The 11,735-nt window shown below is 71.0% G+C and carries 10 protein-coding genes; 7 read left to right on the plus strand and 3 right to left on the minus strand.

Annotated elements, in window-relative coordinates:
* The first annotated feature begins 49 nt into the window (after positions 1-49).
* Together JOM49_RS18165 and JOM49_RS18170 are read left to right on the plus strand one after the other, a co-directional pair.
* The gene (locus JOM49_RS18165) at positions 50-994 is read left to right on the plus strand and encodes a pectate lyase family protein (protein ID WP_209665461.1); all 945 of its coding nucleotides are present in this window, start codon (positions 50-52) and stop codon (positions 992-994) included.
* A gap of 166 nt (positions 995-1,160) precedes the next feature.
* Positions 1,161-4,301, plus strand: coding sequence for a substrate-binding domain-containing protein (locus JOM49_RS18170; protein WP_209665462.1), 3,141 nt, complete (start codon positions 1,161-1,163; stop codon positions 4,299-4,301).
* Here the strand turns inward: JOM49_RS18170 and JOM49_RS18175 are convergent.
* Positions 4,291-5,439 (minus strand): cytochrome P450, encoded by a 1,149-nt coding sequence (locus JOM49_RS18175; RefSeq protein WP_209665463.1) that lies wholly within the window; start codon positions 5,437-5,439, stop codon positions 4,291-4,293. The genes JOM49_RS18170 and JOM49_RS18175 overlap by 11 nt on opposite strands.
* An 83-nt stretch (positions 5,440-5,522) precedes the next feature.
* Between JOM49_RS18175 and JOM49_RS18180 the strand changes: the two genes are divergently transcribed.
* The 4 genes from JOM49_RS18180 (at position 5,523) to JOM49_RS18195 (ending at position 9,078) form a co-directional block, all read left to right on the plus strand.
* Positions 5,523-6,080, plus strand: coding sequence for a TetR/AcrR family transcriptional regulator (locus JOM49_RS18180; RefSeq protein ID WP_209665464.1), 558 nt, complete (start codon positions 5,523-5,525; stop codon positions 6,078-6,080).
* A gap of 272 nt (positions 6,081-6,352) precedes the next feature.
* Positions 6,353-7,441 (plus strand): S1 family peptidase, encoded by a 1,089-nt coding sequence (locus JOM49_RS18185; RefSeq protein WP_209665465.1) that lies wholly within the window; start codon positions 6,353-6,355, stop codon positions 7,439-7,441.
* A gap of 139 nt (positions 7,442-7,580) precedes the next feature.
* On the plus strand, positions 7,581-7,859 hold the full coding sequence (locus JOM49_RS18190) for a hypothetical protein (protein ID WP_209665466.1): 279 nt from the start codon (positions 7,581-7,583) through the stop codon (positions 7,857-7,859).
* Positions 7,860-7,947: 88 nt separating this feature from the next.
* Positions 7,948-9,078 carry a nucleotide disphospho-sugar-binding domain-containing protein gene (locus JOM49_RS18195; RefSeq protein WP_209665467.1) on the plus strand — a complete coding sequence of 377 codons (1,131 nt, stop codon included), beginning with the start codon at positions 7,948-7,950 and terminating at the stop codon, positions 9,076-9,078.
* A gap of 530 nt (positions 9,079-9,608) precedes the next feature.
* Here the strand turns inward: JOM49_RS18195 and JOM49_RS18200 are convergent.
* The gene (locus tag JOM49_RS18200) at positions 9,609-10,190 is read right to left on the minus strand and encodes a TetR/AcrR family transcriptional regulator (RefSeq protein ID WP_209665468.1); all 582 of its coding nucleotides are present in this window, start codon (positions 10,188-10,190) and stop codon (positions 9,609-9,611) included.
* A 110-nt stretch (positions 10,191-10,300) separates the two neighbouring features.
* Between JOM49_RS18200 and JOM49_RS18205 the strand changes: the two genes are divergently transcribed.
* Entirely contained in the window at positions 10,301-10,918 is a 618-nt protein-coding gene (locus JOM49_RS18205; protein ID WP_209665469.1) for a pyridoxamine 5'-phosphate oxidase family protein, read from the plus strand.
* A 297-nt stretch (positions 10,919-11,215) separates the two neighbouring features.
* Here the strand turns inward: JOM49_RS18205 and JOM49_RS18210 are convergent, their stop codons facing one another.
* Positions 11,216-11,695: a nuclear transport factor 2 family protein gene (locus JOM49_RS18210; protein ID WP_209671302.1), complete on the minus strand. Its 480-nt coding sequence runs from the start codon at positions 11,693-11,695 to the stop codon at positions 11,216-11,218.
* Positions 11,696-11,735: the final 40 nt, after the last annotated feature.

Genomic DNA, 11,735 nt, shown 5'->3' on the forward strand with positions numbered 1-11,735 from the left:
TGGGGAAACAGCGAGAAAAGGCACGAACAATCCGAATGGGAGTCAAGACATGCGCAGATCGTTCGCCAGGCGCAGCCTGCCCGGCCTGCTCACGGTCGCCGCCGCGGCGGCGCTCACGGTGGCCTCCGCCGGTCCCGCCGCGGCCGCGGGTACGCCGACCGGGTTCGCCGCGGGCACCACCGGCGGCGGCAACGCCTCCCCGGTCACCGTGACCAGCTCATCGGCGCTGATCAGCGCGATGCAGTCGAGCAGCCCGGCGGTGATCCGGGTCAGCGGCACCATTTCGATCAGCGGCATGCAGGACGTGAAGTCGAACAAGACGCTGATCGGCGTCGGCTCCGGCGCCACCATCACCGGCGGCGGGCTCGACGTGGACAGCGCCACCAACGTGATCATCCAGAACCTGAACTTCCGGGGCTGGGCCGACGACGCGATCAACGTCACCGACGCCTCGACCAAGATCTGGATCGACCACAACACCTTCTCCGACGGCTACGACGGCGCGGTCGACATCAAGCGCGCCTCGGACTTCGTGACCGTGTCGTGGAACAAGTTCACCTCCCACGACAAGACCATGCTGCTCGGGCACAGCGACGGCAACGGCAGCCAGGACCGCGGGCACCTGCGGGTCAGCTACCACCACAACTGGTTCGACGGCACCGGCCAGCGCCACCCGCGGGTGCGCTTCGGCAACCCGGTGCACGTGTACAACAACTACTACGGCGGCGTGACCGACTACGGCGTCGCCTCCACCGTCGAAGCCGGGGTCCTCGTCGAGGGCAACTACTTCGAGAACACCGAGGACCCGTTCCACCGCGGCGAGGGCAGCTCGGCCGGTGGCTCACTGGTCGCGAAGAACAACCACTTCGTCAATTCCGGTTCCGGTGACCAGGGTGGTTCCGTGAACGCCATCCCGTACTCGTACAGCCTGGACCAGGCCTCGTCGGTGAAATCCGCCGTGCAGGGCGGGGCCGGTACCGGAAAGGTGGGCTGAACCGGTTCAGCGGAGGACCCCGGCGATCCCGGGGTCCCTTTCCGCCGTATGTCCGGTGTTATCGGTAACACCCGTTTTGCCCTATACCCTCACGGTCCGCCGCCAGTAGGTTGCAGGCAGTTCCGCCGCGACCACAGCTTTGTCAGCGTAGACGAGCGAGGCGACCATGACCGCAGATCGCCGGGCCATCGGCCTGGTCACGGCCAACATCGACCTGGGAGTGGCGCCCGCGGTGTGGTCGGGGGTGCTGGCCGCGGCGCGGCACCACGACGTGGACCTGATCTGCTTCCCCGGCGGCGAGATCGGCGCCGCCGAGCGCCCGGCCAACGCCGTCTACCACCTGGTCACCCCGGGGCTGGTGGACGGGCTGATCTGCTGGGCTTCCGCGCTCGGCCTGCCGGAACGCCACCCGCGCGCGGAGAAGTTCGGGCGCCGGTTCGGCCGCGTGCCGATGGTCTGCCTCAACGGCGCGATCGGCGCGCAGCGGCCGCTCACCCTGGACAGCTATCAGGGCATGTGCCGGGCGATCGACCACCTGATCGGCGAGCACGGCCGCCGTGACCTGGCCTTCCTTCAGGGGCCGGTGCGCAACCCGGTGACCGCGGACCGGCTGCGCGCCTACCACGACACGCTCGACCGCTACAAGATCCGGCCGGACCGCGCGCTGGTCTCGCCCCCGGTGGACTTCCGGCGCGACGCCGGCGCCGCGGCGATGCGGGTGCTGCTGGACGCGCGGGGGCTGGTGCCCGGCCGCGACTTCACCGCGCTGGTGGCGTGCAGCGACTTCCTCGCCGCCGAGGCGATCGGGGTGCTGACCGAGCGCGGGGTGCGGGTGCCCGAGGACGTGGCGGTGATCGGTTTCAACGACTCGCCCGAAGCCCGGTTCTGCTCGCCGCCGCTGACCTCGGTGTCGATGCCGTTCGCCGAACTGGGCAGGCAGGCGGTGGAGACGCTGCTGTCCCGGCTCGGCGGCGACCCGGCTCGCGGGCGGTCCGCGCCGGTCGCCGAATTGGTGGTCCGGCGTTCGTGCGGGTGTGCGGGGGAATCGCCGGTCGTATCCCGGGAATTCGCCGGGTTTCCGGCCACCCTGCGCAAGCACGGCATTTCCCAGGAAGCCGGGCGCTTGCTGCTCTCGGAGTTCCGTGCGGCACTGGCGGACGATTCGTCGGCCGATTTCCCCGGTATGGCGGTGAGAATGGCCGATGGCGGGGACGCCGACGCGTGGGACGAAACCATTCTCGCGTTGCACCAGCACACCGGGGCAGGTCCGGAAGCATCGGAGTTGATTTCCCGCGCGCGGATCGCCGTGGCCGGGAATGCGCGGCGAATGCTCGAATACGAGCGCTGGCAAACCGAGCAGATGGCTCAGCGACTGCGGGAAACCGGTGTGGCGTTGTCCTCGGTGGGGGACGAACGCGACCTGACCAGCGTGCTCGCCCGCCAGTTGCCGCTGCTCGGCGTCGGCGACTGGAAGCTCTCGATCGGCCCGGCCACCGCGCTCACCCGGACCGACGTGCTGCACCGCGACCGCCGCAGCACCTGGATCGCCGTGCCGTTGCAGGTGCGCGACGAACCGCTCGGCATCGGCCTGTTCGAGGCGGGCCCGCCCGACGGCGGTTTCTACCGCGCGCTCGGCGAGCAGATCAGCTCGGCGGTGCAGGACATCCGGCTGTTCCGCGAGGTCGAGGCCGCCGAAGAGGCGGACAGCGTGAAGACCAGCCTGCTGGGCAAGATGACCGAGGAACTGCGGGCCCCGGTCGAGGCGATCCTCAAGGAGTCGGCCGGCGTGCTGGCGGCCGGGCCGCCACCCGAGGTCCGCGACGCGCTGAGCCGGATCGCGGCCGGTGCCGAATACCAGCTCGGCGTGCTCGGCGACCTGCTCGAACTGGCCGACGCCGAACTCGACTCGCTCAAGCTCTGCGCCGGTCTGATCGATCCTCGCGCACTGCTCGCCGAGGTGTTCGGGGCGGTGGGGCCGGGCCGGTTGCCGTTGATCGAGGCGGACGGGCAGCGGCTGCGGCAGGCGCTGCTCACGCTCAGCCGCAGCGTCGGCCGCCGGGCCCGGCGGACCGTCGAGGCCGACGTGCTGCCACCGCACCTGCGCATCCGGATCAGCTACGAGGGCACCGGCACGCCCCGCGGTGGGCTCGGGTTGTCGATCGCGCGGCGGCTCATCGCCCTGCACAACGGATCCCTGCGGTTCGAGACCGGGTCGGCGGGCGGCACCTTCCACCTCTTCCTGCCGCTGCCCGGTCCGCAGGGGCAGGCCGTGGCGGACGAGTCGGCCGATTCACTGCTGTGCGTGGCGGACGGTCCCGCCGCGGAGGAAGCCATCGCGGCGGCCGGGCTCGCGGGCCTGTCCGTGCTCAAGCTCGGTACCGGCGACGACGTGGCCGCCGTGCTCGACGAGAACCGGCCCGCCGCGGTCGCCTGGGACACCGCCGCGCTGCGGCCGGAGCACTGGGCGGTGCTGCGGCAACTGCACGACCACCCGAAGCTGCGGCGGACCCCGTTCCTGGCCTACGCCGCCGGGCACGGCCGCGACCTGCACGAGGTGATCACCGCGGTGCGCCCGGTGGAACTGGGCGGGCTGGCGGTGATCGCCGATCCGGACCCGCGGGTGCAGGCGGGCACCCAGCAGCTGATCGCCCAGCTCCAGCCGGGGCACCTGGCGCTGACCGCGCCGGACGGCGCCACCGCGTTGTCGCTGATCGGGCACGACGTGCCGAACCTGCTCATCCTGGCCCGCCAGCTGCGGGACATGGACGCGTTCGACGTGCTGGAGCGGCTGCACGGCGACACGCGGCTCAGCGACGTGCCCGCCCTCGTGCTCAGCGGCGACGAGCTGACCTACGACGACATCCGGCGTGCCGCCCCGCACGCGCGGACCGTGTTGCTGGGCAAGGGAATCCTTTCCGACGCCGAGACGATCAAGCTGCTGCGCCGGTTGCTCGACCCCGGCACCGGCCGGCGCGCGCCGAACCGCCAGGAGGTCCAGCGCGCGGTGGTCTACCTGCACCAGAACTACCAGCACCAGATCACCCGGCGGCAGGTCGCCAAGGCGGCCGAGATGAGCGAGGACTACCTCAGCCGCCGGTTCCACCGCGAACTGTGCGTCTCGCCGTGGGAGTACCTGACCCGGCTGCGGATCGCGCGGGCGAAGGAACGGCTGCACGAGACCGACGACAGCATCCAGGCGATCGCCCGGCAGGTCGGCTTCCACGACCGGGCCTACTTCAGCCGGATCTTCCGCAAGCACACCGGGGTGCCGCCGCAGAACTACCGCTGCCTGCGGCTCACCAGCTGACCCCGACGGCGACCGGGCCGGTGTCGGCGTGCGCGGTGACCCAGTCGATGTCGTGCACCGAGCCGGACAACCGCAGGGTGGGCAGCTTCGTGGCCAGCGCCCGCAGCGCGATGCCGAGTTCCAGGCGGGCGAGCGCGGCGCCGAGGCAGTGGTGCGGCCCGCGCCCGAACGCCACGTGGCGCTCCTCTGTGGACGGACGCGGGCGGAACTCGTCGGGCTCGGCGAAGTGCGCCGGGTCGCGGTTCGCCGAGCCGAGGCGGGCCAGCACCAGGTCACCGGTGCGGAGGCGCACGCCTTCGAGGTCGAGGTCGGCCAGCGCCCAGCGCGGGAAGACCTCGCCGATGAGGCCGATCTGGAGCCGGACGACCTCCTCGACCGTGGCGCGCAGGGCTTCCTCGGTGCAGTCGGCGAGCGCGGCCAGCCTGCCTTCGGTGAGCAGCAGGGTGGCGCCGACGGAGATCGCGTTGGTGGCGGTCAGGTACCCGGACGCGAGGATGGTCAGGACGAGCGTCGTGCGTTCGTAGTCGCTGAGGCCGGTCTCCTCGATCAGCGCGCTGAGCAGGTCTTCACCGAGGTTCGCGCGTTGAGCGGCGATCAGGCCGCCGACGAACTCGGCGAAGGCGCCCCAGGCCTGCTCGGCGGCGGTGTCCATGGTGGTGAAGTCGGCCGAGCCGGCGGCGTCCGCCAGCTGCCGGAAGCGGTCGCGGTCCTCGAGCGCGACGCCCAGCAGTTCGGCGATGACCGCGATCGACAGCGGCGCGGCGAAGCCGGACACCAGGTCGCCGGGGGAGCCACAGGCGAGCAGGGCGTCCGCCTGCGCTTCGGCCAGCCGCGTGATGCGCGGCCGCAGTGCCTCGATCCGCGCCGGGGTGAAGGCGCCGCCGACGAGCCGGCGCAACCGCCGGTGCGGGTCACCGTCCTGCAGCAGGGTCGCGCCCTGGCCAGGCGGGGAACCCGGTGGCATGACGCCGAAGCGGGGATCACCGAGCACGGCGGTGACCGCGTCGTAGGAGGTCACCAGCCAGGCCGGGCGGCCGTCCGAAGTGGTCACCGCGGCCACCGGCTCGGTGGCGCGCAACTCGGCGTAGGCCGGTGGCGGGCGCAGGGGATGGGGGCGGTCGAACGGCAGCGTGGTCACGGGCGATCCTCTCGGGGGTTTTTGCATTGCAGTCGTAATGTAAACGAGGATGCATTACGGACGCAATGTGAAAGGATGGGGGCATGCCGAAGCGGGTGGACCACCACGAGCGCCGCGTCCGGATCGCCGACGCGTTGCTGCGCGTAGCCGCCGATGACGGGGTGGAAGCGGTGAGCCTGCGGCACGTCGCGGCGGCGGCCGGGGTGACCACCGGGATGGTGCAGCACTACTTCCGGACGAAGGAGGAGATGCTGCTGTTCGCGCTGGAGGCGGTGTCCGAGCGGGTCGAAGCCCGGATCGCGGCTCACCCGCCGGGAGCGCTGGAACTGGTGCGTGCGCTGCTGGTCGAGCAACTGCCGCTGGACGAGACGCGCCGGGCCGAGGGCCGGGTCGCGCTCGCGTTCCAGGCGGCGGCCACGCACAGCGAGCCCATCGCCGCGAAGCTGCGCGAGGCCAGCGAGGGCCTGCGAGACCACCTCGCCGGCCTTCTGCGCGAGGTGACCAGGGCAGACCCCCACCAGACCGCGACCGCGTTGCTCGCCCTCGTCGAAGGCCTCGGCATGCAGGCCGTCACCGGCAACTACCCGCCGGAAGAAGCACTCTCCGTGCTCGAAGCCCACCTGAAACTGGTGACCGGCTGACCCTGTCCGCCCGGCCAGGACACCAATGTGGCTTTGGGGGCGTCATCCGCCCCGAAAGCCACATTCGGGGCGCGCGGGGCCGCCGTCAGCCGGGACCGTTGGTCCGTACTTACCAGCGCGCATTACTCAGTGATTGTCCAACCAGTACCTAATTTGGCGCTGAACAAACGAAAGTAGGTGCCGCGGCGGGGTGTCCTGGGTCACTCTTCGTAGGCCGGTTGTCACCGGCGTCTCCCCGAGCCCACTTCCCTGCCGAAAGTGAGTTGCCGGTCATGTCCCAGAAGAACACCAGGCGCGTCCCCGCCGCCATCGCCGTGCTGGCAGGTGCCACCGCCCTGTTCAGCGGTGCCCCCGCCTCGGCCGCCGTCGAAGGCTATTCGGCCGAGGTGCAGGACGCCGCGGTCGCCTCGATCACCTCGAGCCTGGGCGTCAGCGACGCCGCGGCCCGGCAGGTGCTGCGCGTGCAGGACGCCAGCGCCCGGACCCTCGACCGCGCCGAGTCGGCACTGGCCGGCCGGCACGCGGGCGGCTTCCTCGACGCCGCGGGCCTGCCCGTGGTGAACGTGCTCGACGCCGCCGGTGCCGCCGAAGCGCAGCGCGCCGGTGCCACCCCCAACGTGGTCAAGTTCTCCCTGTCGCAGCTGGACTCCGCACGGGCCGCGCTCGAAGCCCTGCCCGCCGTCCCGCACACCACCATCGGCACCGACGAGAAGGGCAACCAGGTCGTCCTGACCGTGTCCGACGCGGCTGTCGGCGCCGACGCGCTGGTCGCCAAGGCGGCCACGCTCGGTGACGCGGTGCGCGTGGAGCGCACCACCGGTGTGATGAGCAAGGCCATCTACAACGGTGAGGCCATCACCGGCGGCGGCACCCGCTGCTCGGCCGGCTTCAACGTCAACCGCGGCGGCCAGCTGCACATCCTCGACGCCGGCCACTGCACCCGCGCGGTGTCGCAGTGGAACGTCGGCCCGTCGGTGGGCGCCAGCTTCCCGACCAACGACTACGGCCTGATCCGCAACACCACCGGCAGCGGCCCGGGCGCGGTGACCCTGTGGAACGGCTCCACCCAGCGGATTAGCTCCGCCGCGAACGCCCGCGTCGGCCAGCAGATCTGCAAGAGCGGCAGCACCACCCGCCTGACCTGCGGCGTGGTCGAGGCCACCAACGTGACGGTGAACTACCAGGAGGGCCCGGTCTACCAGACCGTGCAGACCAGCGCGTCGGTCAACCCCGGTGACTCGGGCGGCTGCCTGTTCGGCGGCAGCGTCGGCCTCGGCATCACCTCCGGCATGGGCGGCGGGAACTCCTACTTCCAGCCGGTCGTCGAGGCGCTCAACGCCTACGGTGCCTCGCTGACCTGATCACCTCTTCACGTGCGTGCCCCCGGGACCCCCGTCCCGGGGGCACGTGCCGTTTCAGGGACGGGTGAATGCGTTGCCGCCGCGGCCACCGCGCTGGAATCCTGCTGCCGCACCGTGTTCACGCCCCTGGGAGGTTCCGATGAAGCGTTTCTTCCTGTCCGCGCTCGCGGCCGCGGCCCTGCTGATGGCCGGTTCACCGTCGGCCGTCGCGGATCCGCCGACCGGTATCCCGCCGGACTGTGGCGGCTGGCACGCCGGAGGCACCGCCTGGGTGTACTGCGGTGAGCGCGCGTTCCGGCCGGTGGTGATCTGCGACGGCCTCGCCTACTTCGGACCGTGGACCCAAGCCGGGTACCAGAACACCGCCACCTGCCCCGGCCGGGACTCCAGCGGCTGGAGCGTCGACTACCACGACTGAGGACCGCGCACGCCGGGAGACGACCTCGCCGGGCCGCGCCTGACACCGTGGTGAGCGACAGCCTGCCCCGGCGGAAGGAGACGGTTCGGTGCGCATCCTGGTCACCACGGTGGCGTTGCCGGGGCACTTCTTCCCGCTCGTCCCGCTCGCCTGGGCGGCCCGCGCGGCCGGGCACGAGGTGCTCGTCGCCTGCGCGGCGGAGTTCGTCCGGACGGTGCTGGGCTCGGGGTTGCCCGCGGTCACGACCGGCCCGGGGGAGCGCTTCGACGACGTCAGCGCCGACGACCGCCCGGTGGCCGGGCTCACCGAGCAGCGGACCGAGCACGGCCGGGTGTTCGGGCGGATGGCGGCGCGGAACCTGCCGGGGTTGACGGAGATCGCGAAGGCGTGGAAACCGGACCTGGTGCTCAGTGAACGGGCGGAATTCGCCGGTCCACTGCTGGCGGCGCAGTCGGGTCTGCCGCAGATCGAACTCCACTGGGGCATGGCGGAACTGCCGGAGTACCGGACGGGCGCGGTGACCGAGCTGTCCAAGCGCGACCTGCCCGCGCCACCCGAAGCCGGGCGGTGGCTCAACCCGTGGCCGCCTTCGCTGCGCCGCCCCTACGCGGCGGGCCACGACAGCATCCGGACGCTCTCGTACAACGGCGAGGCGCGTGTCCCGGACTGGGTGATGCGTCAACGCCGGCGGCCGCGCATCTGCCTCACCCTGGGGACCGTGGTGCCCAGGTCGGGCACCAACCAGGTCGCGCACGGCGCGGTCGACATCGTGCGGGCCCTGTGCGGCCTGGGCGCGGAGGTCGTGGTCGCCATCGATGACGGGATCGCCGCCACCTGGCCGCCCCTGCCTCCCGCGGTCCGGCACGTGGGGCGCCTGCCGCTGTCCCAGGTGCTCCCGGTGTGCGATGTCATCATCCACCACGGCGGGCAGGGCACGTCGCTGACGGCGCTGGAGACCGGCCTGCCGCAGCTGGTGCTCCCGGTGTTCGACGACCAGTTCGACAACGCCGAAGCCGTGGTGCGCGCCGGTGCCGGCCTGAGCCTGCCACCCCACTCCGTCGAACCGGCCACCATCGCCCAGCAGTGCGCCGAGATCCTGGCCACCCCGGGCTTCCGCTCCGCCGCCGCCGTGATCGCCCACGAAATAGCCGCCATGCCCACCCCCCTCCACGTAGTCACCACCACCCTCCACCCCCCACCCCTCCGCCGCGTCGCCTAACCCCCCGAACCCCACGCTCCCGCACCCGAACCTCACGTTGGCGCGCCCGAACCCCACACTCGCGCACGAGTCCTACGTTCGGGCACGCGAGTTCCACACCCGGGCATCCGAGTCCTACGCTCGCGCGCTCGAGCCCCCACGTTCGTGCGCCTGACTTCCACGTTCAAGCAGCCGAGCTCCACATTCACGCACCCGAGATCAACGTTCGTGCAGCCGAACCTCACGTCCGGACACCCGAGCCCCACGTTCAAGCACCCGAGCCCCACATACCAGCGGCAGAGTCCCGCACTCGAGTACCCGAGCCATGCGCCCGCGCGTTCGCGTACCCGAGTCCCACGTTCAGGCGCCCGAGTTCCACGTTCAGACGCCCGAGTTCCACGCTGAGGCAGCCGACTTCCACGTTCACCTGGCGAACCCCGCGTTCAGGAAGCTGAGTTCAACACTCAGGCAGCCGAGTTCCACACTCGCGCAGTCGAACCCCACGTTCGGACACCCGAACTACACACTCGCGGACCCAGCACAATGGACGTTCAAAGCGGTCCACGCAGGTGTTGCTGCAGCCGCGGGCCCAGCAGTTCGACCACCCGTTCCGCGGGCATCGAGGCCAAGGGTTCCAGCAGCAGCACGTAGCGGTTGATCACCAGGCCCACGATGTCGATGGCGACCAGCGCGAGCCGTTCCTCGCGGAATTCGTCCGGGGCGATGCGGGTTTCCAGGTAGTCGAGCGCCGAATCCGCGAAGGCGTGGCGCACCCGTTCGGCGATCTCGCCGCCGCTGCAGGCGGCGCGCAGCAGCGCGAGCAGCGGCTCCCGGTCGCGCCCTTCCCAGTCCTGCAACCAAACCCGGATCACCTGCTCGCCGAGTTGATCGTCTGGCGTGTCGTTGAGGATCGGCCACACGCTGTCACGGTCCAGCACCTCGAAGAAGAGCTGCTCCTTCGAATTGAAGTGGCGGATGATCGCGGCCGGGTCCACGCCGGCGGCCGCCGCGATCGCGCGCACGGTGGTGCCTTCGTAACCGCCCTCGGCGAAGCGCTCCTTCGCGGCGGCGAGGATGCGTTCCCTGGTCCGGGCGGCTTGGCGGGCGCGCAGGCCCGGCTCTTTCTCGCGCACGCATGGACGGTAGGCGGCTACGGGAGTTCAATCAACAACCGTTGCGCCAATGGGGGTGGCGCGGCTAGCGTTGCTCGCGCAACGCCTGTTGACCGAAATTGGGGGAGCCGGTGACCAGAGTCCTGCGCGACGAGGCCGAACTGCGGGCGGTGGTCCGCGAGCCGAGCCGGGTGATCGCCGAGAAGCACATCGACCACATCGATCCGGAGTCGCGGCGGTTCATCGAGGCCAGCCCGTTCTTCCTGCTGGCGTCCTCGGCCGCCGACGGCAGTTGCGACGTCTCCCCGCGCGGCGACCCGCCCGGGAGCGTGCTGGTGCTCGACGAGCACACGCTCGCCTTCGCCGACCGCAAGGGCAACCGGCGACTGGACAACCTGTGCAACATCCTGCAGCAGCCCCAGGTCGGCATGCTGTTTTTAGTGCCGGGCATCGGCGACACACTGCGCGTAAACGGCACCGCGCAACTGGTGACCGAGGCCCCGTACCTGCCGCGGATGGCGGTCGAAGGTGTGGTGCCGGTGCTCGCCGTGGAGGTGCGGGTGCAGGAGTTGTACTCGCACTGCAGCAAGGCTTTCCTGCGCTCGAAGCTGTGGGACAGCGCCTCGTGGCCGGACCGCGGCGAGGTCCCGACCGCGGGCCAACTCGCGCGCAGCCAACTGGGCACCCACATCCCGGCTCGCATGATCGACGCCGCCCTGCGCGCCGACGCCAAGCTCAACCAGTACTGACCCGAGCCCGGTCGCCGCGAATGTCGCACTCGACTGCCTGAACGCAGAACTCGACTGCCTGAAGGCGGGGTTCGGCTACTTGAACGTGGAACTCGGCTACCCGAGTGTGGAACTCAGGTGCGGGAGCGTGGGACTCAGGCTCTCGCGAGTGTGGGGCTCGGCGGCGCGAGTGTGGGACTCGGCTACCCGAGTGTGGGACTCGGCGGCGCGAGTGTGGGACTCGGGTGCCTGAGTGTGGGGTTCGGGTGCGGGAGTGTGGGACTCGGGTGTCTGAACGTGGGGTGGGTGGAACTGGTTCTAGGTGGGGGTGGGGGTCCAGCGGTTGGCGGTGAGGCGGAAGCTGGGCAGGTCGTCCAGGGAGTGCATGGCCTCGTAGGTGCGCTGGTAGCCCGTGCGCGCGATCCGCCACTGGCCGTCCTCGCCGCGGAGGTAGGTGTCTTCGTAGAAGGCGGCACCGGCGACGACCATCCGGTGCGTGGTCGCGATCACCATGTCCTGGAACGCCCAGGTCCCGCTCGCCCGGTCGCCGTCGATGTCGATTTCCGGCTGTGACGCGAAATGCGTGGTGATGATGTCCGGGCCGAGGGTTTCGCGCAGGAAGCCGAGGATGGCGTCCCGGCCGTTGAAGCTGAGTGGTTTGCCGTAGGCGGGTGTGCCGTAGTCGGCGACCGCGTCGGCGGTGAGGGCATCAGCCAGGTCGTCCCAGTTCTTGGTGTCGACGCAGCGGAGGTAGCGGTACTTGAGTCGCTTGATCTCTTCGAGCGCGGCGAGGTCCATGCGCTCCAGCTTCCGCCACCGCCGCGCCGTGCGCAAGAAC

This window comes from Amycolatopsis magusensis (assembly GCF_017875555.1).
GTDB lineage: Bacteria > Actinomycetota > Actinomycetes > Mycobacteriales > Pseudonocardiaceae > Amycolatopsis > Amycolatopsis magusensis.